The sequence below is a fragment of the Spongiibacter sp. UBA1325 genome (genome assembly GCF_002306875.1).
GTDB classification, from domain to species: Bacteria; Pseudomonadota; Gammaproteobacteria; order Pseudomonadales; family Spongiibacteraceae; genus Spongiibacter; species Spongiibacter marinus.
In genome coordinates this window covers 33,893-55,079 of record NZ_DBTD01000005.1, presented here as the reverse complement: position 1 = coordinate 55,079, position 21,187 = coordinate 33,893, and the positions used below count along the sequence as shown (strand labels likewise).

Annotated in this window: 22 protein-coding genes; 21 read left to right on the top strand and 1 reads right to left on the bottom strand. The window is 56.3% G+C overall.

The genetic code is table 11. The features are described from left to right. The first annotated feature begins 28 nt into the window (after window positions 1-28). From mpl to lipA, 16 genes are all read left to right on the top strand, one after another. Window positions 29-1,399, top strand: coding sequence for a UDP-N-acetylmuramate:L-alanyl-gamma-D-glutamyl-meso-diaminopimelate ligase (mpl, locus tag B3K78_RS05365; RefSeq protein ID WP_286694608.1), 1,371 nt, complete (start codon window positions 29-31; stop codon window positions 1,397-1,399). Window positions 1,400-1,401: 2 nt separating this feature from the next. After that, window positions 1,402-2,001, top strand: coding sequence for a flavin prenyltransferase UbiX (locus tag B3K78_RS05360; protein ID WP_286694607.1), 600 nt, complete (start codon window positions 1,402-1,404; stop codon window positions 1,999-2,001). Between the two features lie 60 nt (window positions 2,002-2,061). Continuing rightward, a complete protein-coding gene (locus B3K78_RS05355) occupies window positions 2,062-4,719 on the top strand; it encodes an efflux RND transporter permease subunit (RefSeq protein ID WP_286694606.1) in 2,658 nt (885 codons plus the stop codon). Then, window positions 4,709-5,311 carry an LON peptidase substrate-binding domain-containing protein gene (locus tag B3K78_RS05350; RefSeq protein WP_286694605.1) on the top strand — a complete coding sequence of 201 codons (603 nt, stop codon included), beginning with the start codon at window positions 4,709-4,711 and terminating at the stop codon, window positions 5,309-5,311. The genes B3K78_RS05355 and B3K78_RS05350 overlap by 11 nt, the downstream gene beginning before the upstream one ends. 51 nt (window positions 5,312-5,362) lie before the next feature. Further along, the gene (locus B3K78_RS05345) at window positions 5,363-6,682 is read left to right on the top strand and encodes a glutamate-5-semialdehyde dehydrogenase (protein ID WP_084498004.1); all 1,320 of its coding nucleotides are present in this window, start codon (window positions 5,363-5,365) and stop codon (window positions 6,680-6,682) included. A gap of 6 nt (window positions 6,683-6,688) precedes the next feature. Continuing rightward, window positions 6,689-7,363 (top strand): nicotinate-nucleotide adenylyltransferase, encoded by a 675-nt coding sequence (gene nadD, locus B3K78_RS05340; protein WP_286694604.1) that lies wholly within the window; start codon window positions 6,689-6,691, stop codon window positions 7,361-7,363. Continuing rightward, window positions 7,363-7,725: a ribosome silencing factor gene (rsfS, locus tag B3K78_RS05335; protein WP_286694603.1), complete on the top strand. Its 363-nt coding sequence runs from the start codon at window positions 7,363-7,365 to the stop codon at window positions 7,723-7,725. The genes nadD and rsfS overlap by 1 nt, the downstream gene beginning before the upstream one ends. Beyond that, window positions 7,715-8,182 (top strand): 23S rRNA (pseudouridine(1915)-N(3))-methyltransferase RlmH, encoded by a 468-nt coding sequence (gene rlmH / locus B3K78_RS05330; protein ID WP_286694602.1) that lies wholly within the window; start codon window positions 7,715-7,717, stop codon window positions 8,180-8,182. Before rsfS ends, rlmH begins: the two co-directional genes overlap by 11 nt. 3 nt (window positions 8,183-8,185) lie before the next feature. Continuing rightward, complete coding sequence (gene mrdA, locus B3K78_RS05325; protein ID WP_286694601.1) at window positions 8,186-10,051, top strand: penicillin-binding protein 2; 1,866 nt, start codon at window positions 8,186-8,188, stop codon at window positions 10,049-10,051. Continuing rightward, window positions 10,048-11,193, top strand: a complete 1,146-nt coding sequence (rodA, locus tag B3K78_RS05320; RefSeq protein WP_027873963.1) for a rod shape-determining protein RodA — start codon at window positions 10,048-10,050, stop codon at window positions 11,191-11,193. The genes mrdA and rodA overlap by 4 nt, the downstream gene beginning before the upstream one ends. A gap of 54 nt (window positions 11,194-11,247) precedes the next feature. Beyond that, on the top strand, window positions 11,248-12,261 hold the full coding sequence (mltB, locus tag B3K78_RS05315; RefSeq protein ID WP_414711284.1) for a lytic murein transglycosylase B: 1,014 nt from the start codon (window positions 11,248-11,250) through the stop codon (window positions 12,259-12,261). After that, window positions 12,258-13,076 (top strand): septal ring lytic transglycosylase RlpA family protein, encoded by an 819-nt coding sequence (locus B3K78_RS05310; protein ID WP_286694600.1) that lies wholly within the window; start codon window positions 12,258-12,260, stop codon window positions 13,074-13,076. Before mltB ends, B3K78_RS05310 begins: the two co-directional genes overlap by 4 nt. A 52-nt stretch (window positions 13,077-13,128) precedes the next feature. Further along, window positions 13,129-14,289, top strand: coding sequence for a D-alanyl-D-alanine carboxypeptidase family protein (locus B3K78_RS05305; protein WP_286694599.1), 1,161 nt, complete (start codon window positions 13,129-13,131; stop codon window positions 14,287-14,289). A gap of 10 nt (window positions 14,290-14,299) precedes the next feature. Beyond that, window positions 14,300-14,569 (top strand): HP0495 family protein, encoded by a 270-nt coding sequence (locus tag B3K78_RS05300; protein WP_027873959.1) that lies wholly within the window; start codon window positions 14,300-14,302, stop codon window positions 14,567-14,569. Between the two features lie 68 nt (window positions 14,570-14,637). Further along, on the top strand, window positions 14,638-15,240 hold the full coding sequence (lipB, locus tag B3K78_RS05295) for a lipoyl(octanoyl) transferase LipB (RefSeq protein ID WP_414711283.1): 603 nt from the start codon (window positions 14,638-14,640) through the stop codon (window positions 15,238-15,240). A gap of 25 nt (window positions 15,241-15,265) precedes the next feature. Continuing rightward, window positions 15,266-16,249 carry a lipoyl synthase gene (lipA, locus tag B3K78_RS05290; RefSeq protein WP_286694597.1) on the top strand — a complete coding sequence of 328 codons (984 nt, stop codon included), beginning with the start codon at window positions 15,266-15,268 and terminating at the stop codon, window positions 16,247-16,249. A gap of 1 nt (window position 16,250) precedes the next feature. On the opposite strand, the gene B3K78_RS05285 is transcribed toward lipA, so the two are convergent. Continuing rightward, entirely contained in the window at window positions 16,251-17,228 is a 978-nt protein-coding gene (locus B3K78_RS05285; RefSeq protein WP_286694596.1) for an integron integrase, read from the bottom strand. A gap of 244 nt (window positions 17,229-17,472) precedes the next feature. On the opposite strand from B3K78_RS05285, the gene B3K78_RS16865 reads away from it, so the two are divergent. From B3K78_RS16865 to B3K78_RS05265, 5 genes are all read left to right on the top strand, one after another. Further along, the gene (locus B3K78_RS16865) at window positions 17,473-17,799 is read left to right on the top strand and encodes a DUF6572 domain-containing protein (RefSeq protein WP_414711282.1); all 327 of its coding nucleotides are present in this window, start codon (window positions 17,473-17,475) and stop codon (window positions 17,797-17,799) included. Between the two features lie 350 nt (window positions 17,800-18,149). After that, on the top strand, window positions 18,150-18,779 hold the full coding sequence (locus B3K78_RS05280; protein ID WP_286694595.1) for a hypothetical protein: 630 nt from the start codon (window positions 18,150-18,152) through the stop codon (window positions 18,777-18,779). A 122-nt stretch (window positions 18,780-18,901) separates the two neighbouring features. After that, on the top strand, window positions 18,902-19,615 hold the full coding sequence (locus B3K78_RS05275; RefSeq protein WP_286694594.1) for a TOPRIM nucleotidyl transferase/hydrolase domain-containing protein: 714 nt from the start codon (window positions 18,902-18,904) through the stop codon (window positions 19,613-19,615). Between the two features lie 96 nt (window positions 19,616-19,711). Then, a complete protein-coding gene (locus B3K78_RS05270) occupies window positions 19,712-20,179 on the top strand; it encodes a hypothetical protein (protein WP_286694593.1) in 468 nt (155 codons plus the stop codon). 543 nt (window positions 20,180-20,722) lie between these two features. After that, on the top strand, window positions 20,723-21,070 hold the full coding sequence (locus B3K78_RS05265) for a hypothetical protein (RefSeq protein ID WP_286694592.1): 348 nt from the start codon (window positions 20,723-20,725) through the stop codon (window positions 21,068-21,070). The last annotated feature ends 117 nt before the right edge of the window (window positions 21,071-21,187 follow it).

The window sequence follows — 21,187 nt, the reverse complement described above, 5'->3', positions numbered from 1 at the left end:
GCTAAATTCGACGGTCGAAGCACGAGCAATGCATATTCATATCCTTGGTATCTGCGGAACCTTTATGGGCGGGTTGGCCATTCTTGCGCGCGAGCAGGGGCACCGCGTTACCGGCTCTGATGCCAATGTGTATCCGCCGATGAGCACCCAGCTCGAAGCCCAGGGTATTGCGCTGATGGAAGGCTACGACCCGGCGCACCTCGACCCCGCGCCGGACCTTGTGGTGGTGGGCAATGCCATGTCGCGGGGCAACCCGGCCGTGGAATATGTTTTAGAAAGAGGTTTGCCCTATACCTCGGGGCCGCAGTGGCTGAGCGAACATGTGTTGCAGGGGCGCTGGGTGCTGGCTTGTTCCGGCACACACGGCAAAACCACCACCAGCAGTATGTTGGCGTGGATATTAGAGAGTTGCGGCTATGAGCCGGGCTTTTTGATCGGCGGTGTGCCCGCCGACTTCGGACTGTCTGCGCGTATCGGCAAGTCGGACTTCTTTGTGATCGAAGCCGATGAGTACGACAGCGCTTTCTTTGATAAGCGCTCCAAGTTTATTCACTACCGTCCGCGCACCTTGATCATCAACAACCTGGAATTCGATCACGCCGATATTTTTGATGACCTGCACGCCATTCAGCGTCAGTTTCACCACGTGGTGCGCACCGTGCCCGGCAGCGGCCGCATTATCACCCCGGCGAGCGTGCCCGCAATTGAAGAAACCCTGGCAATGGGTTGCTGGAGTGAGCGCGAGCAGCTGAGCGTTAGCGGCGATACTGCCGAGTGGCAGCGCGGTGAATGCAGCGAGGACTACTCGCAGTTTCGCGTGCTGCATCAAGGGCAGGATCAGGGGCAAGTGTGCTGGCAGCACACCGGCGAGCACAATGTGGCCAACGCATTGGCTGCCATCGCGGCGGCGCGGCATGTCGGTGTCCTGCCAGCTGACAGTATCGATGCGCTCAGTCAGTTCCAGGGCGTGAAGCGCAGAATGGAGCTGCTCGGCTGCGTAGACGGCGTGTCGGTCTACGATGACTTTGCCCACCACCCCACCGCCATTGAAACCACCTTGCAAGGCCTGCGCGGTCGTGTGCAGAAAAACGGGCGAATTATTGCCCTGATAGAACCGCGCTCGAATACCATGCGTATGGGCATCTACAAAGACCGCCTGGCAGCCTCGACGGCCTCGGCAGATCGCGTTATTTGGTATCAGCCACCCGGACTGGACTGGTCGCTTGACGGCGTGATCGCCAACAGTCCCGTGCCCGCCGAGTTAAGTCGCGACCTCGATGCCTGTCTCCAGCAGCTGGTCGCCATGCTGCGCAGCGGTGACCACGTGGTCATCATGAGTAACGGTGGCTTCGGTGGTATCCACCAGCGCCTGATGACGGCGCTTAATAACAGGGCCTAATTATGAAAGCGGTAACCTTGGCAATGACCGGCGCATCGGGCGCGCAATACGGTTTGCGCCTGCTCGAATGCCTGCTGGCCGCGGGCTGTCCGGTTCACTTTATGATCTCCAAGGCGGCGCTGTTAGTCGTGGCAACAGAAACCGACGAGCCCCTGCCAGCCAAACCCCAGGCCCTGCATAAACATCTGGTGGAGCGCTTTGGTTGCCCGCCCGATCAGTTGCAGGTGCACGGGCCGGAAGACTGGATGGCCGCCGTGGCCTCGGGTAGCGGCGCGCCAACCCGTATGGTGGTCTGTCCGGCAAGTACCGGCACCTTGTCAGCCATTGCCTGTGGCGCCAGTAATAATTTAATTGAACGCGCCGCCGATGTTGTGCTCAAAGAGCGGCGTCAGTTAATTTTGGTGACGCGAGAGATGCCCTTGTCGAGCATTCATCTGCAGCATATGCTCAGCCTCAGCCAAATGGGCGCGACCATTATGCCGGCGTCGCCAGGCTTTTATCGGCGCCCGACAAGCGTGGATGAGATCGTCGATTTCGTCGTCGCGAGAATATTGGACCACCTCGACGTAGCGCAAACGCTGCTGCCGCGCTGGGGTGAATAACGGCCGTTACCGGCCCGGACGCAGAGACCCTGCGCCCGATAATGACAATAAGGAAACACCATGACTGGGCGGCTTGCCAACGCATACCAGACACTGATTCTCCGCAATGCTACCTGGGTGTTGCTGCTGTTGATGGCGGTGACCGGATTCCTGGGTAGCCATATACCCGCGATGAAGCTCGATGCCTCCTCCGAGGCTTTGGTGCTGGAAGGGGATACGTCGCTGGAGTATTTCCGCGAAATCAGCAAGCGCTACCAGACCGAGGACTTCTTGCTGGTCACCTACCAACCCGAGGGCGACCTGTTCGCGCCCCAGCAGCTGGAAACCATCGCCAAGCTGCGTGATGACCTGGCGAAGCTGCCGCGGGTGTCGAGCATTAATTCTATTCTCGATGTGCCCTTGTTGCAGAGCCCGCCGGTGAGCCTGGGTGATGTCACCGCGGGTGAGATTCCCACCCTGGGCGACGGCACTGCCAATGTCGACATGGCGCGCGAGGAATTTGCCAACAGCCCTATTTATCGTTCGCTGCTGACCAGCCCCGATGGTACGACCACCGCGCTGCAGGTGAACCTGGAGCGCGACCAAAAATTCTATGAGCTGCTGGACGCCCGCGATGTGCTGCGCGCCGACGCGGCGCAGCGCCCCCTGACTCTGGACGAGCAGGCAAAACTCGAGGCGGCCGAGCAGGCCTTTGATGACTACGTCACCGAGATTCACGGCCGCCAGGAAGCGCTGGTTGCGCAGGCGCGAAGCGTGCTCGACAACTATCGCGACGGCGCCAAATTGTTCCTCGGCGGTGTGCCAATGATCACCGTGGATATGATCGACTTTGTAAAAAGCGATCTGAAAGTGTTTGGTACCGGGATATTGGTGTTCATTGTGGTCTTACTGGTGGTGATTTTCGGCAGCCCGCGCTGGGTGCTGATTCCGCTGCTGAACTGCGTGGCCACGGTCACCTTCATGCTTGGGCTGCTGGCCTTTATGGACTGGCGGCTCACGGTTATTTCCGCCAACTTTGTCGCGCTGCTGCTGATTATTACGCTGGCTATTACCATCCACTTGGTAGTGCGCTACCGGGAAATTTCGGCCCTGTCGCCGCAAAGCAGCCAGCTGCAGCGAGTGAGCGACACCGTTCGTCTGATGGCGCGGCCCTGTATCTACACCGCCCTCACCACGCTGGTGGCCTTTGCGTCACTGGTGGTCAGCGGTATTCGTCCGGTCATTGATTTCGGTTGGATGATGACCATGGGGGTGATGGCGGCGCTGATACTCAGCTTCCTGATTCTGCCCTGTGTACTGATGCTTTTGCCCGCCCGCGAAGAGAAAAACGGCGCCGGTGGCGAGGGCGCTTTTACCCGCTATTTTGCTGTTGCTACCGAGCGTTTTGGCGGCACCATTGTGGTGGTGTCGGTAGCCTTGCTGGCGGTGAGTGCCTGGGGTATCTCACAGCTTAAAGTGGAAAACCGCTTCATCGACTACTTCCACGAAGACACCGAAATTTATCAGGGCATGGAGACTATCGATGCCGAGCTGGGCGGCACCATCGGGCTGGATATTATTCTCAATCGCCCGAGTGAATCGTCCGCGCCGGCGGTTGCCGACGGTGCGCCTGCCGCCAATGATGCCCCTGTCGACAATGCCGCCGCCGAGCAAGCGGGCGAGGAATTCGATGCCCTGTTTGGCGACGCCGAATTCGACGAGGCTGACGACAGCTTTGCCGCTGAGCAGGGCGACGACTTTGCCGATGATTTCGCTGGCGACTTCGATGCGGGCTTTGACGATTTCAGTGCCGGCGACGATTTTGGCACCGGCGCTGCAAGCCCTCAGAGCGAGTGGTTTACGGTGGCGGGCATGCGCCGTATCCAAGAGGTGCACAACTATCTGGACAGCTTGCCCGAGACGGGCAAAGTACTGTCCCTGGCCACCTTCTACGAGCTGATGCAGATGATTATGGGGAATGTCGACGACCTGCAATTGGCGCTCGCTCAGCGCTCACTGCCGACGTCGATCAGCAGTATTCTGCTCGACCCCTACTTGTCTGCCGAGGTGGATCAGGCGCGGATTAGCCTGCGGGTGAAGGAAACCAGCCGCAGCCTGGAGCGCGATGCCTTTCTTAAGGAAGTGCGCAGGCACCTGATCGACGAGCTGGGTTTTGAGGAAGAGCAGGTGCGCCTGACGGGCTTGTTGGTGCTCTACAACAATATGTTGCAGAGCCTGTTTACCTCGCAAATTTTGACCTTGGCGGCGGTGTTCGTTGCCATCCTCGCAATGTTTATGGTGCTGTTCCGCTCATTTAGTCTGGCGATGATCGCGCTGACACCCAACCTGCTGGCCGCCGGTGCGGTGCTTGGTGGGATGGGGCTGGCCGGCATTCCGCTGGATATGATGACCATTACCATTGCGGCGATCACAGTGGGTATTGGCGTCGACGACACCATTCACTATGTGCACCGCTTCCGGGATGAATTCCCCCGCGACCGCAACTATCTGCAAACCATGTATCGCTGCCACGGCAGTATCGGCAAGGCGATGTACTACACCTCGGTGATTATCGTCTTTGGCTTCTCCATTCTGGCGCTGTCGAACTTTACCCCGAGCATCTACTTCGGCTTGCTCACCGGTCTGGCAATGATCGCTGCGCTCATGGGCGCGATGTTGCTGTTGCCGAAATTGATCCTGATGATTCAGCCACTGGGGCCGGAAGGTAATGCACGCTGAGCAACAAGATCACTACCCACTGTTTCCGCTGGGTGGTGTGTTATTTCCCGGTGGCCGCATGGCGCTGCGTATCTTCGAGCGCCGCTATCTGGATTTGCTGCGCAATACCCTGCGCGACGACGGTCACTTCGGCATTGTTCACCTGCACGCCGGCAGTGAGGTCGACGGTAAGGGCGATGAGCCGCGTATCGCCGCCGTGGGCTGCCAGGCCCGGGTAGTGGACTGGGATCAAACCGAAGACGGTTTGTTGTCGGTGGTGGTTGAGGGCGGCCCGCGTTTTCGCCTGCTGCACAGCTACCGCGACGACGCCGGGCTGAATCGCGGCCGCGTTGAATGGCTCAGCGAACAGGCGGATATTCCTCTGCCAGAAGAGGCTGAAGAGTTGTCTGCCTTGTTGGCGCAGTTGTTGGAGCACCCCCATGTGCAGCGCATGGGTTTCTGTGCCGAGGTGAGCGGTACCGGTGAGCTGGTCAACCGACTCGCCCAGTTACTGCCGCTCAGTCCAGAGGATGTGTATCCGCTGCTGGAGATAGACGAACCGCTGCACCGGCTAGACGCCCTGCACGACCTGCTCGAGAGCCTTTCACAATAGCCAGCCTCTGCATCGCCACCGATAGTGAGTGCCGCCGCATTCCGGTATACTGTGCGTTTTTTCCGCCCCAGCACGGGCGGGCAGTTCGCGCAGTATTCAAGGGGATTCGCGTCGATGGAAGTCAAACAGTATATGCAGCAACTCGGACAGCAAGCGCGCGCGGCTTCGCGGGTGTTGGCCGCGGCCGATAGCGGGGCAAAAAACCGCGCGTTGCTGGCCATTGCCGAGGCGGTAGATGCTGCCCGGCAAACCATTGCTGACGCCAACAAAAAAGATTTACAGGCCGGTGAAGCGGCGGGCCTGGATGCCGCATTATTGGACCGCTTGGCACTCACGCCAGCGCGTATCGACGGCGTGATCGAAGGCCTTCAACAGGTGGCGGCGCTGCCCGACCCCGTTGGTGCCATCAGCGACATGAACTACCGCCCCAGTGGTATCCAAGTGGGTAAAATGCGCGTGCCCCTCGGTGTGGTCGGCATTATTTATGAGTCGCGCCCCAATGTTACCGCCGAGGCAGCAAGCCTGTGCTTGAAGTCGGGCAATGCGGCGATTCTGCGCGGCGGCTCCGAAGCTATTCATTCCAATCAGGCGCTGGCGGCGTGTATTCGTCAGGGCTTGGCGGTGGCCGGGCTACCTGAAACGGCGGTGCAAGTGCTGGAAACCACCGACCGCGCAGCTGTGGGCGAGTTGATTACCATGCCCGAATACGTGGACGTGATCGTTCCCCGTGGCGGCAAAGGCCTGATCGAGCGGATTTCGCGCGATGCTCAGGTAACCGTTATCAAACATCTCGATGGCATCTGTCATGTTTACATTGACGATGCTGCCGATGCCGACAAAGCGCGCGCCATTGCCCTGAATGCCAAGGCCCAGCGGTTTGGCACCTGCAATACCATGGAAACACTGCTGGTTGCCGAAAGCCGCGCCGAAGAATTACTGCCCGGCATCGCCGAAGATCTGCAAGCCGCCGGTGTTGAACTGCGCGGCTGCCCGCGCACCCGCCAGGTATTGATGGGCGCCGTTGAGGCCAGCGAAGAAGACTGGGCGACAGAATATCTGGCGCCGATCTTGTCGGTGAAGGTGGTGGCCGGTATTGATGAGGCGATGGACCATATCGCCCAGTACAGCTCGGGCCACACCGAATCGATTGTTACTGAGAACTACACCCTGGCGCGTCGCTTCCTGCGCGAAGTCGATTCCAGCTCGGTAATGATCAATGCCTCCACGCGTTTTGCCGACGGCTTCGAATACGGCCTGGGCGCCGAGATTGGTATTTCCACCGACAAAATTCACGCCCGTGGCCCGGTCGGTCTAGAAGGACTGACATCGCAAAAATGGGTGGTGTTCGGCGACGGCCATGTGCGGAGCTAAGCACCCTTGACGGCAACTCTGCGCAAGCATTGTTTGGTATTTGGTGGCACCTTTGACCCCATTCACCACGGCCACTTGCGCTCAGCGATTGAGCTGCGCGAGCTGCTGCAGGCCGACGAGCTCAGGCTGATGCCCAGCCACCAACCGCCGTTGCGCGGCCGCCCCGGCGGCACGGCCCAGCAGCGATTGGAAATGGTGCAATTGGCCGCCGCCAATGAACCGGGCTTTGTTGTCGACGACCGCGAGCTCAGCCGCGATGGCGCGTCCTACACCGTTGACAGCTTGTGCGAGCTGCGCAATGAACTGGGCGACGGCGTTGGTTTAACGATGGTGATGGGCAGCGATGCCTACGCCAAACTGCACCGCTGGCACCGTTGGCAGTGCCTGCTTGATTACGCCAATGTCTGGGTGATCGAGCGCGCCGACCATCCACTGCAGGCCGATGGCGAAGTTGCTGCCGCAATGGACGCCCGCCGGCTCGCCAGCGTTGAGCAATTGCGCACGCGCGCTGCCGGTGGTTTTTTCAGCAGCCGCCTGATCCAATTACCTATTTCCGCCACCGATATTCGCGCCCGCGTTGCTGCCGGGCGCTCTATTCGCTACCTGCTGCCCGATGCTGTGGCAGAGCGTATCGCCCATTGGGGGCTTTATCAGAACATGCAAACAGGAACACAAAGTTAATGGCCGTTGAGCAATTGAAAACGCTGGTGATCGACGCACTGGAAGAAGTAAAAGGGCGCGATATTACGACGCTGGACGTACGCGGAATCAGCGGCGTAACCGACTACATGGTGGTGTGCAGTGGCACCTCGAATCGCCACGTTAAGTCGCTGGCAGACAATGTCTGGGTAGAAGCCAAGAAAGCAGGTTTTACCCCAATGGGCATGGAAGGTCAGCAGACCGCCGAATGGGTGCTGGTTGATTTTGGCGATGTGGTTGTACACGTGATGCTGCCCGAGGCGCGTCTGTTCTACGACCTTGAGCGGCTCTGGCAAGTACCGGCGGCAGACGGCGAATCAAGCGACGGCGGCGATGAGAGTTAGCCTGCTCTGTATCGGCGGCAAAATGCCCGACTGGGTTGAGGCTGGTGTGGCGGAATACCGCAAGCGCCTGCCTCAGGAAATCCAGTTGGATATTCGCGAGTTGCCGCTGGCCAAGCGTGGCAAAAACACCGATATTCGCCGCGCCATTGCTCAAGAAGGCGAGGCGATGCTGGCGGCCATTCCCCGTGGTGACAAGATTATCGCGCTGGATGTAAAAGGCCGCTCTGTTAGTACCGAGTCGCTGTCAAAATCCTTGGCGGCATGGCGCATGGAGGGCGATAACGTCAGCATACTGGTCGGCGGTCCCGACGGTTTGGCTGCGCCCTGTCTGGCGGCGTCCAGTGAAAAATGGTCGATGTCTGCAATGACCTTGCCGCACCCACTGGTGCGGGTTATGTTTGCCGAGCAGCTCTACCGCGCCTGGACTATCCTAGCTAATCATCCCTATCACCGTTGAGTCATGGCCACCATACCCCGACGCCAGACCCTAAAAAACACCTACCGAGAGCGCTATGTTTACCGGCGCCGAATGTTTGTGTGCATTGTGTTATTGATGGTGATGACCGGGGTGTTGGTGTCGCGCTACACCCAGCTTCAAATCCTCGACTACGACATTTACAAAACACAGTCTGACCGCAACCGCATTCAGCTGATGCCGATAGCGCCCAAGCGCGGCCTGATCTTTGACCGCAATGGCATACTGCTCGCGGAGAATATTCCCAGCTATACACTCACGGTGATTCGCGAGCGCGTTGACGAGCTGGATGAAACGCTGGCCATTATTGGCGAGCTTATCGAACTCAGCGACGACGATATCGAGCAATTTAAAAAACGCCTGCGTCGGCGTCGGCCCTACGAGGAAGTGCCGCTTAAGTTCCGCCTCAGTGAAAAAGAGATCGCCATTATTGCCGTCAACCGGCACCGCATTCCCGGTGCCGATGTCGACGCCCAGCTGGTGCGCCACTATCCTCAGGGTGAGTTATTTGCCCATGTGCTGGGCTACGTTGGCCGAATCAGTGAGCGCGAGCAAGATACCATCGACCCTGTTAACTACAGCGGCACCCACCACATCGGCAAAATTGGTCTGGAAAAATACTACGAAGACCTGCTGCACGGCACCGTCGGCTACCAAAATGTGGAGAGCAATGCCCACGGCCGAATTCTGCGCGTGTTAGAGCGCCACGATCCGCTGCCAGGCGGCGATATTCAACTGCATATTGATGCGCAGGTGCAGAAAGTTGCCTACGACGCCATGGCCGGACGGCGCGGCGCCGTGGTGGCCATCGACCCCAAAACCGGGGGCGTGATCGCCATGCTCAGCACGCCGAGCTACGACGCCAATTTATTTGTTGGCGGCATTAGCGGCAAAGACTACCGCGCCCTGCAAAACGACAACGACCTGCCGCTGTACAACCGCGCCTTACAGGGCCAGTACCCGCCGGCCTCTACCGTAAAACCGCTGTGGGCGCTGGCTGGCATGTATTACGGCGTGGTAACGCCAGCCACGCGCTACGCTGACCCCGGGTTCTTCAGTCTGCCCAACGACACCCGGCGCTACCGCGACTGGAAGCGCGGCGGTCACGGCGCCTCGGTGAATATGGATCAGGCCATTGCCGAAAGCTGCGATGTGTACTTCTACGAGCTGGCCTACAAGCTGGGTATTGATCGCCTGCATGACTTTGGCACGCGCTTTGGCTTGGGGGATGTCACTGGCATCGATAACACCAACGAGCGCGGTGGGCTGTTGCCGTCGCGGCAGTGGAAGCGCGACACCCGCGGCAGCCACTGGTACCCCGGCGAAACCATCAACGTGGGCATTGGGCAGGGCTTTATGTTGGCAACGCCGCTGCAGATCGCCGTGGCCACCTCGGTGCTGGCGTCGCGCGGTGAACTGCGTGCACCGCGGCTGTTAGCCGCCGTCGGTGGCGAACCGGTTGAGGCGCCGCTACTGGGCAAAATGGAAGATGTCCCCGAAAGTCAGTGGGATGCGATCCAGCATTCCATGGAAGAAGTGATTTACGACGTGCGCGGCACCGGTCGCTCGCTGCGCAAAGGCCTGCAATATCGCATGGCGGGGAAAACCGGTACCGCTCAGGTGATTAGTATTGCCGCCGGGGAAGAGTACGACTCGGAGTCCCTGGAAAAGCGCAAGCGTGACCACGCCCTGTTTGTTGCCTACGCCCCGTCGGAAGACCCGCAAATTGCCGTCGCCGTAATTATTGAAAACGGCGAGAGTGGCGGCGGTGTGGCCGGGCCAGTTGCGCGCGCGGTGATGGACGCGTATTTATTGAATTCGCCGGATGTGGCGAGCGGAGAGCAGCAATGAGCCAGTCCGATTTTCTGCGCCAGTTGCCCAGTGGCGCAGGTCCTATGTACAGCCAGCGTACACTGTCCCAGCGCCTGCGTATCGACCCGGTAATGTTGTTTCTGCTGTTGTTGTTAAGCGGTGTGGGTTTAATGGTGCTGTACAGCGCCAGCGATGAAAACGCTGCGGTGGTGTTGCGGCAGGGGCGCTTCCTCTCCGTTGCCTTTGTGGTGATGGTGCTGGTGGCTCAGCTTCACCCGGAACAGTTACAGCGCTGGGCGCCGTTTGCTTTTATTGGCTGTATTTTACTGCTGATCGCCGTGCATTTTATGGGGGTTGGCGCGAAGGGCGCGCAGCGCTGGCTGTCGCTTGGCGGCTTTCGCTTTCAGCCCTCGGAGTTGGCAAAACTGATTATGCCGATGACCGTGGCCTGGTACTTGTCGTCGCATCCACTGCCGCCGAGCTGGCGCTATACCGCGGCGAGTTTGGTGATTATTTTTGTGCCCACCGTGCTGGTTGCCACCCAGCCCGACCTGGGAACCTCCATCCTGATCGCCGCCTCGGGCATGTTCGTACTGTTTTTGGGGGGCATTAGCTGGACCTTTATCTTCTCCGCCTTTGGCCTGCTGTTGGCCGCCGCGTGGCCGATGTGGGAGTTTGTCCTGCACGACTATCAGCGCCGCCGAATCCTGACGCTGCTAAACCCAGAGAGCGACAAGCTGGGCGCGGGTTGGAATATTATTCAGTCCAAAACTGCCATCGGTTCCGGCGGCTTCGAGGGTAAGGGCTGGCTGATGGGCACCCAGTCTCATCTGGACTTCCTGCCGGAGAGTCACACCGACTTTATAATTGCGGTACTCGCCGAAGAATACGGCCTGCGCGGGGTGTTGCTGCTGTTGCTGTTGTACGCCTTGATCATTGGCCGCGGCATCTGGATCTCCACCCAGGCAAAACATTGCTTCGGTCGCTTATTAGGCGGGAGTATTATCCTAACTTTCTTTGTCTACGTATTTGTAAATATGGGCATGGTCTCCGGGCTGCTGCCAGTGGTGGGTGTGCCCCTGCCGCTGGTCAGCCAGGGCGGTACATCATTGGTGACATTGCTGGTGGGTTTTGGCATCTTGATGGGGATTTATGCCGACGAGCGATTGGTGCATCAGTAAACGCGCTATCGGCCGCTGTTCACGGGCCTTCAATAAAAGAGAGAATACACAGTGATTTTACGCAAATTGATTTCTTCGCCGCTGCGCTGCCTTGCTGCCGCCGTGGCTATGTCGACGCCGCTGCTGGCGTCGGCCGATTACAGCCAGCACGACAAGGCCACTGAATTTGTCGACAAAGTGGTCGAAAAACACAGCTTTGACCGCGACTGGGTGGTCAATATTCTGCAGCAGGCAGAAAAGAAGCAATCCATTATCGACGCCATGGAGCGACCGGCCGAGTCGGTAATGACCTGGGCGCGCTACCGCAAAATATTTATTCAGGACTCACGCATCAAGCAGGGCGTGAAATTCTGGCAGGAACACGCCGACACGCTGGCGCGGGCGGAAAAAGAATTTGGTGTTCCCGCTGAAATGATCGTTGGCATTATCGGTGTGGAAACCCGCTACGGCCGCAATAAAGGCAGCTACCGCGTGGTGGATGCGCTGGCGACTCTGGGTTTCGACTTCCCCCGCCGCAGCACCTTCTTCCTCGGTCAGCTGGAGCAGTACTTGTTAATGGTACGTGAGCAGGACTTTGACCCACTCAGCTTCAAAGGCAGCTACGCCGGTGCAATGGGTTATGGTCAGTTTATTCCCAGCAGCTATCGCGCCTACGCCGTCGACTTCGACGACGACGGCCAGGCAGACATAGTGAACAATCCCGTTGATGCCATCGGCAGCGTTGCCAACTACTTTGCCGAGCACGGCTGGCGCAAAGGTGAAACCGTGGTTACGCCAGCGGTATTGAGCGAGCCGGTAGATGAAACCCTGTTTAACGCGGGCCTGAAGCCGGTAAAAACCCTTGCCGAGTTGAAGCTGGGCGGTATCAGCAGCAATCAAGCGCTGGATGAAAGCATGAAGGCCACGGCAATGAAGTTCGACGGTGCCAAGGGCGACGAGTACTGGGTAGGGCTGAAAAACTTCTACGTGATTACGCGCTACAACCACAGTTCTATGTACGCATTGGCCGCGCACCAGCTCAGCCAAAAAGTGGCCGAGGCCTACCGCAGTGAAGTCGCGCAGAAATGACGCGACGCTTATCTTATGGCCTGCTGTTGTTACTGCTGCTGCAGGCCTGTAGCCAGCCGGCAATTCGTCAAAGCGGGCCCGTCGAACCACCGGTAACACCCACCGAGAACGACGGCGCCCCGCTGCACGACGTCGACCCAAATAGCCTCGCCGATGCCACGCCGCGCCCGGAAATCATCCGTATGGCCGGCAACAGCAACCCCTACAAAGTGCTGGGAAAAACCTACCACTTGGTGGACGACCACCGGGGCTTCAAACAGCGCGGCATCGCCTCGTGGTACGGCACCAAGTTTCACGGCAAAGCCACCGCCAATGGCGAGACCTACAGCCTCTACCAAATGTCGGCGGCGCATAAAACACTGCCCATTCCGGTGTATGTGCGCGTGAAAAATTTGGAAAACGGTCGCGCAACAATTGTTCGCGTGAATGATCGCGGGCCATTCCATTCAGACCGCATTATCGACCTCTCCTATGCTGCCGCGGTTAAGCTCGGCTTTGCGCGCAAAGGCACGGCCGCAGTGGAAATTGAGGTGATTGACACGGATAATATCGACGGCGCAGAAAAAGCCGCTGCCGATTACTATTTGCAGGTGGCCGCTTTCTCGCAACTGGACTCCGCCCAGGCCCTGAAAGATGCACTCGGCGTCGGGTTGGCCTACCCGGTATCCATCGCGAGCCAGGCGTCGTCGGAGCCGGTGATTCACCGCGTGCGCATTGGCCCGCTACCAGACTACGCAACGGCACAGGCGGCGCGCAAAGCGTTGCGCAGTCGCTGGTCTGGTGAACCGCAGTTACTGGTCGACGAGCGTCAATAGGGCGCCGTCGCGATAAATTAGCTAACGAAAACTCATCGAAAAAGGTTTTGTTTTGAAACGCTTAGTGTTGTTGATTGTCTCCGCCCTGGTCTTTGCCAGCCACGCTGCCGCCCAGCAAAGCCTGGTGCCAGCGCCACCGGCTATCTCCGCGTCTGGCTACTTGCTAATGGACGCCGACAGCGGAGAGGTATTGATTGAACACAATGCCGATGAGCGCCTGCCCCCCGCCAGCCTCACCAAACTGATGACCAGCTATGTGCTGTCCTACGAGCTGGAGCAAGGTCAGGTGAGCAACAGCGACCTGGTTACGATCAGCAAAAATGCCTGGGCGCAAAACCCCATCTTTGCTGGTTCATCGCTGATGTGGATCGAAGTTGGCAAGCAAGTCACCCTTGGCGATCTGCATAAAGGTGTGGTGATCAGTTCGGGTAACGACGCCAGTGTTGCCGTGGCCGAATACCTCGCCGGCAGCGAAGATGCCTTCGCGGGCATAATGAATCAGCACGCGCAAATGCTGGGTCTGGAAAACACCCACTTTGTTAACTCCCACGGCTTGCCGCACCCCGAGCACTACACCTCGGCACGCGACCTGGCCATTCTGGCGCGGGCGATCATCGACTTTCCCAATGAGTACGCGCTGTACAGCGAAAAAGAGTTTGTCTACAACAACATTCGCCAGAACAATCGCAACGGCCTGTTGTGGACGGACCCCAGCGTCGATGGCCTGAAAACCGGCCACACCAATGAAGCAGGGTACTGCTTGGTGACGTCTGCCAAGCGTGAAGGCATGCGCCTTATCTCCGTGGTAATGGGCGCCTCCAGTGAGCGGGTTCGCGAGCGCGAAACGCAAAAGCTGTTGTCCTACGGCTTCCGTTATTTTGAAACCCACCACCTGTATTCGGCCGGCACTGAGCTGACCAAGGCCAAGGTGTGGAAGGGCGGCAGTGCCGATGTGGCGCTGGGCGTGCAAGACGATGTCTATCTGACCATTCCCCGCGGCAAGGCCGACGACCTGGATGCGCAGTTAATTGTTAACGAGGTGCTTACTGCGCCCATCGCCGCCGACAGTGAATACGGCGAGCTGCAAGTAAGCCTGGACGGCAAGTTGGAAGTGAGCGTACCGCTGGTGGCACTGGAGTCGGTGGAAGAGGGCAGCATCTTCAAACGCCTGTGGGACAGCATCGTGCTGTTCTTCCTGAGCCTGGTGTCGTGAGGGTAAAAGCATGACGCAGCAAGAACCACCGAAAATTGAATTCCCCTGCGACTATCCCATCAAGGTGATTGCCGACAATCACGAGGAAGCGCGGGGCAAGGTACTGGCGGTGATGGAACAGCACGCCGCGCCACTGGCCGAAGGCTGTGTTACCGAGCGGCTGAGCCGCGAAGGGCGCTTTATGTCGCTCACCGTGACCATTGTGGCCACCGGCAAAGACCAGCTTGAGCGCATCCACGTAGACCTGAAGGCGACCGGCGTCGTTAAAATGGTAATGTAGTGAGCGAGAAAATCCTCTATCAGCGCCGCTTGGCCGGGCTGCAAGACTACCAGCCAGTGTGGCAGGCCATGCAGGCCTATACCGATCAGCGCGATGCCGACAGTCCCGATGAACTGTGGTTTTTAGAACACCAGGCGGTATTTACGCAGGGGCAGGCTGGCAAGGCCGAACATATTTTAATGCCCGGCGACATTCCCGTGGTGCAAGTGGATCGCGGCGGCCAGGTTACCTACCACGGCCCCGGCCAGTTGGTGGGCTATGTGCTTATTGATCTGCGGCGGCTCGGTATTGGCGTGCGTGACTTGGTTACCGCCATTGAGCAAAGCATTGTCGACGCCCTTGCCGAGCTGTCCATTGCCGCTCACCCGCGTGCCGACGCCCCCGGTGTTTATGTGCAAAGCGGCGCTAAAATTGCCCAGCTGGGCCTGCGTGTGCGGCGCGGTTGCAGCTTTCACGGCTTGAGCCTGAATGTCGATATGGACCTGTCGGTGTTTCAGCGCATCAACCCCTGCGGCCATGTCGGTATGGAAGTTACCGACATTCTTCGCCAGGCTCCGCAGCAAAACAGAGACATGGTAAGGCTGATGGACAGCCTGTCGCGTCAACTAGCCACGCGTCTGGGCTACAGCAGTAGCCCCGTGCTGGACGACAATCAACTACCCGAGCTGTAGTCGCAGCCCGGCAGAGGTAATAGCAATGAGCGAGACAAGCCAAGGCCAAAAACGCCCCGCCGCCAAAAAAGTGGTGCAGGGCGAAAAACTGCGCGGTGCCGAAAAAGTCGCCCGTATTCCGGTCAAGGTCATTCCCTCGGTCGAACTGCCGGTTAAACCGAGCTGGATTCGCGCCAAGCTGCCCGCCAGCCCGGAAATCAGCCGTATTAAGCAAATTCTGCGCAAACACAAACTCGCCTCGGTATGTGAAGAGGCTGCTTGCCCCAACCTGGGCGAGTGCTTCAGTGGCGGCACCGCCACCTTTATGATCATGGGCGAAATCTGTACCCGTCGCTGCCCCTTCTGCGACGTTGCCCACGGCCGCCCCAATGCCCTGGACGAAAACGAGCCTCGCGAGCTGGCCGAAGCCATTGCTGAAATGCAGCTGAAGTACGTGGTCATCACCTCGGTAGACCGCGACGATCTGCGCGACGGCGGTGCCCAGCACTTTGCCGACTGCATTCGCGAAACCCGTCAGCGCAGCGAAGGTATTCGCATTGAAGTGCTCGTACCCGACTTCCGTGGTCGCATGGACGTGGCGCTGGATATACTCGAGCAAGAAGCGCCCGACGTGTTCAACCACAACCTGGAATCGGTACCCAGCCTCTACAAAAAAATCCGCCCGGGTTCCGACTACCAATGGTCGCTCGACCTGCTCAAAAAATACAAAGAGCGCCGCCCCGACGTGCTTACCAAGTCCGGCCTGATGCTTGGCCTCGGTGAAAGCGCCGACGAGCTGATTCAGGTAATGAAAGACATGCGCGCCCACAACATCGACATGATCACCCTCGGGCAGTACCTGCAACCCAGCCGTGACCACCTACCCGTGGACCGCTTTGTTACCCCCGAAGAATTCGACGAATTCGGCCGCATCGCCGAAGAACTCGGCTTTAAAAGCGTTGCCAGCGGCCCGATGGTGCGTTCCTCTTACCACGCCGACAAACAAGTCGATCTTAGCCTGCTGAAGTAACTCAGCCCTCAGCAAGCAAGCCGCTCAAGGGGCTGCGCACACCGTGCGCGCCCTGCTTGAGTACGTGGGTATAAATCTCCGTTGTCTTAACGTCGCTGTGGCCCAGTTGCTGCTGAACCGTGCGAATATCCGCGCCTGTCTGCAGTAAATGGGTGGCGAAACAGTGGCGCAGAGTGTGCGACGTCACATTCTTACGCAGTTTGGCGCGCAACGCGGCGGCGCGAATATATTTGTTAAGGGCCGATTCGTCGAAATGATGGCGCCGAATCAGTTTTTCATAGGGATCGATGCTGAGTCTACTGGCGGGGAAGAGATACTGCCACGCAAGGCTCTTGTTGGCGTTGGGGTACTTTCTTGCCAAGGCATCAGGCATCCATACGCCAGCAAAACGCGTGTCGGCTATATCCGCTATTAAGTAGCGCTCAACAACGATTATCTGTCGGCGTAGCGCGGGTATGAGTTCAGGCGCTAACGTCACCAGACGATGCTTGCCCCCTTTGCCCTGCCATATCTGCAGTTGCAAATTATCGAAGTCGATATCCTTAACGCGTAGGCGCAATAGCTCCATACGGCGAAGGCCAGAAGCGTACAGCATAGACACCATCAGTTTCGGTGTGCCCTCCAGTGTATTGAGCAGGCAGGCGACCTCCTTTCTGGTCAATACCACCGGCAGTTTGCGTTGTGGCTGAGCGCGTCGAAATTGAGCAATACTCCCTAAGGGTTGTTCGAGGTATTGGTTATAGAGAAACGCCAAGGCGTTGAGCGCAATGGCTTGCGTTGCCCCGGAAACGCGACGTTCACAGGCGAGATAATTAAGAAAAGCCTCCACCTCTGCGCCAGCCAACTCTGCCGGGTGGACCTTGCCATTAAAAATAATGAAAGACTTGATCCAGTAGCTATACGACTTTATCGTACGTAGGCTGTAGCGACGCACTAGCATGTGCTCCCGCAATGACCGAAGGAATGGTGAAGCGCTCATAATGACAATCCCTGTCTTTAATCTGTATGTACATACAGTATATCCCGTTGCATCCTTCTTGCCAGTGAAATGGCCCTGTTATTGGTCGCGACAAAACCAGGGTTCAAAATACTCTATAAAAAACAATGCATTAATAAAGGGTAGAAAAAGAGCCGGCGTGATAGATGGCCGCCCGATAATATTTATTATGTGGCCGCAGGCCACATAAACAGGCTGTTATACGTTTTCTTGAGGGCTACCGGGTTTGAAATTTGGCACGTCCAATCCAAACATTATTGACACCATCGGCATAGAGAATGGCTGTGTCGTCTTGAGTCTGATTCAAGGAGTCAGTGTCGATGAAAGCAGCATACGAGATCTACAGTATAAATTTAATGTCTATCTTTCCTATATCTTAGATGGCCAGCTAGAAGAGGAATATCCCCACTTTTCGAGTAATTCGGCAAGAATAGATCTTTTGTTTCAATACGAGCCCACAGGCATTGCAAGGGATTTCATAGATAAAGCGGTGCATCAATGTGCCAGCGAAGGAGTAGGAGTAAATTTAGTTGTCGGAGCAGTCAACGTATAACAAACGGCTGTTGTCGCCCCTTCGGGGCTGGGACGGCCTTTCCGCCGCTTCGCGGCTACAAGCCCGCCCCAAAGCCGGGCGTTATACCCCTTTGCAAAAGGAGTGCTAGTTCATGGCAACTAAAAAAGCACCAACCAAAACGCAAGCTAGCAAGGCTGGGAAGACCCTCAGCACCTCTAGTAGCTCTAGGGCAAAGTCCGCAGCTGCAAAGACACTGGCGAAGAAATCCGCCACCGCCCGCAAGGTGCACTCGGCGCCGAAATCAGGGCCAGTAAGCCGGGCCAACGTGAAGAAAGCCGTGAAAACGGTTTCCTCGAGCAGAAAGACCACGACTTCGAAGCGGAAGTAGCATGGCTAGTACAGACTATGCTTCGAGCGTGTTTTTCAACTGTCCATTCGATGATCGCTACGAGGAACTTCGGGATGCCATGGTGTTTGCAATCTACGATTGCGGGTTCGTCCCGAGATGTGCACTGGAAGAAGATAATGGCGGCGATGTTCGATTCGATAAGATCAAAAAGCTAATCGAGGATTCAAAGTTCGGTATTCATGATATTTCTAGAACCGAGCTTGATCAGATCGATGAGAATACCGCTTTGCCTCGCTTCAACATGCCGTTGGAGTTGGGGGTATTTATCGGCGCGAAGCGCTTTGGTGACGCTCGACAGAGAAGCAAGAATTTACTAATCCTGGACCGTGACCCGTATCGATATCAGATATTCATTTCAGACATTGCGGGCCAAGACATACGAAGTCATGGAGATGACGCGAACAACTTGATCTCACATGTCAGGAACTGGCTCAATACTGCATCGGGCCGGAAAACGATCCCCGGGGGGCAAGAAATTCAACGACGTTATCGAGAGTTTCGGGAGCAGCTACCACATCTAGCTGCTGCTTTGCGCCTCGAACTAGAAGAGCTCACCTACAACGACTATTCAAACATTGTTTCAGAGTGGCTTCAGGAAAACGCGTCATGACGGGGTATAACAAATCGCTGCAGCTGACGTTTGACCCGCCACCTACTTTTGCTGCCGCAAAAGCAGGCGCCGCCTCAAACGCAGCTGAGCTCAGGCGTTATATTTATTAGAGAGTTCATCGCATGGGAACCACGATAGAGGATATTCAATACGAAGAAATGTGGAGTGAGCTTCATCATGAAGCAGTAATGAAGAATGAAGCAAAAAAGCAATGTATCTATATTTTTGTTGAGGGTGAATCTGAAGAAGCAGTATTCCAGTCATTGTTGGAGAGTTGCGGTTTAGATTTTGAAACTGATGGAATTGTTATTGCGAATTACAACGGTATCGGAAATCTAAAACACTCTATTAGACTTCTCAGAAAAACGTTAAGCCATGATCGTCCAATTGTCGTAACTTTTGATGATGATCTTGAAGGTAAGCGTATATCTAATATCATCAATGACCCACTAATAAGTGCGTTTAAAATACCTTCTAGTCCCGTCGTAACATATGGTAATGGTGAAAAAGGTGGTTCATTTGAAGAAAGCTTTCCTCCCGATTGCTTTATATGCGCGAGTTTCAAGCCGCGCGCTATCGATAGTAATCTTCTTGGAAAAGAGACTGAATTTAGAAATGTATTTGACCCAAGTAAGCCTTGGGTCGCTCAGTTGGCAAACTTCATAAAATTAAATGGAGGTAATCCGGGCTCAATTAACAAAGTAGAAATAGCTGAAAACATGGCATCGTCCTGCTTAACTATACCCAAAACGTTCGAAGAGTTAGCTGCACTAGTTAGTCAAACTAGACAGGCCTATCCGGTAGCACATCCAGATGATGTCGAAGTTAAAATATAACAAGGCCAAGCACAAGCGCCCATGCAAAAAACGCATGGGCTGGACCTCGCTGACGCTCGGCCTGTGTTGGAGGCGTTAGTACATGAGAGAGATCATATGGATATTGCACTAATATCAGCTTCGTACGAAGGGCTAAAAATAGGAAAGGCCGCTCTACAGTCTCTATTTGACGCAAAGGTAGATTCTGAAGCCAAGGAAAAAATTGATCTCGTACTGCAAAAGCTGGGTGATGCGCAAGATACGTTATTCTCCATGAGAGAGGAATTGTTTAGGCTTCAGGAAGAGAATGAAAGGTTGCGCCGACAGGCCGCGAGCATGGCTCAATGGGATGAGATTAAAAGCAGGTATATTCTCCAGAGCACTGAAGGCGGAGCAATCGTCTATGTCTCTACAGGCGATCCACAGCATTATGCTTGCCCTAGCTGCTTCAATTCTAAAGAACTCCATTTTCTTCAGGATCGGCACGTTATGAGTGGGGAGTTCAAATGCACTGGGTGTGATAGCACATACCCTGTGAAAAAGGAGAGATCGTTTAGTATGCCTTCCACACCAAGGCGCCGCTGATGAAAAAAAGTACTAACAAGATAAGGCAGCGCGACATAAAAACCTCCGCTTCGCTCCTGTTTTTTTGCGCCTACTTATGGCGTTATCAGCTCGTTCAATGAATAAGAATATCGCAATTTTGGGCGTCGCAGTCTTAGCTATTATGGGTAGCATCTATTTCACGCTTGCAGTTGTGTACGATAAAGAACGTTTCAATCCCGGAACTGCATATGAAGCGGAAGCGCAGGCTTGCACCGTGGACTCAGATTGTTCATCAGTAGATCTTTCGTGTGATATTGGTTGCGAGGTTGCCGTTTCGATTTCAAACAAGGACCGATATTTGGAACTTCGTAAGAAGCACTGCGATATAAATCCACCAAAGGTTTTCATAGATATTTCGTGTGGCGTTTCTTTGCCACGTTGTGTGGGAGGTTCGTGTCAAATGGTTATGTCCAAGCATGAAGACTCATAACAAGCGGCAGCAGTCGCCGCGCAAAAGGCCGCGCGGCTGGGACGGTTCACCCGCCGCTTCGCTATGGGTAAACCGCCCCTGTGCCGGGCGTTATGCAGTCATTTGAACTGAACATCAAGCTCGCCATCGGAGTCCTAGCTGTTTGCTTGGCTATCGGCGCGCTTACATATTTTCAGTTCGAGTCAGGCGCGGGCGAAACAACATACGTCGAAGGGGAAATTGTTTCCTATACTAGGCATTCATCGGGAAAATCGGCTGCTGATCCGGCATTCTACGTGCGGCTACCCAGCGGTGTTCAAGTTTTTGTCCGAGATTGGGGGCAGTTGCCAAATACGTATCGTGGCCGTGTTGTTTTGTCGGTACAAGAGGGCATGGTAAGTGGTAGGAAAATTTACAATATCAATGCAGCTCGCACTAAAGAACTGCTGCATAACAAGTAAAGGCACTGGACGTCAAAACCGCCGCTTCGCTCTGGTTTCGCCGCCAGTGCTTTAGGCGTTATGTGTCCAAAACATAAAGGAGGTAGCCCCCATCATTTCGTTACTAGCTAAATCCTT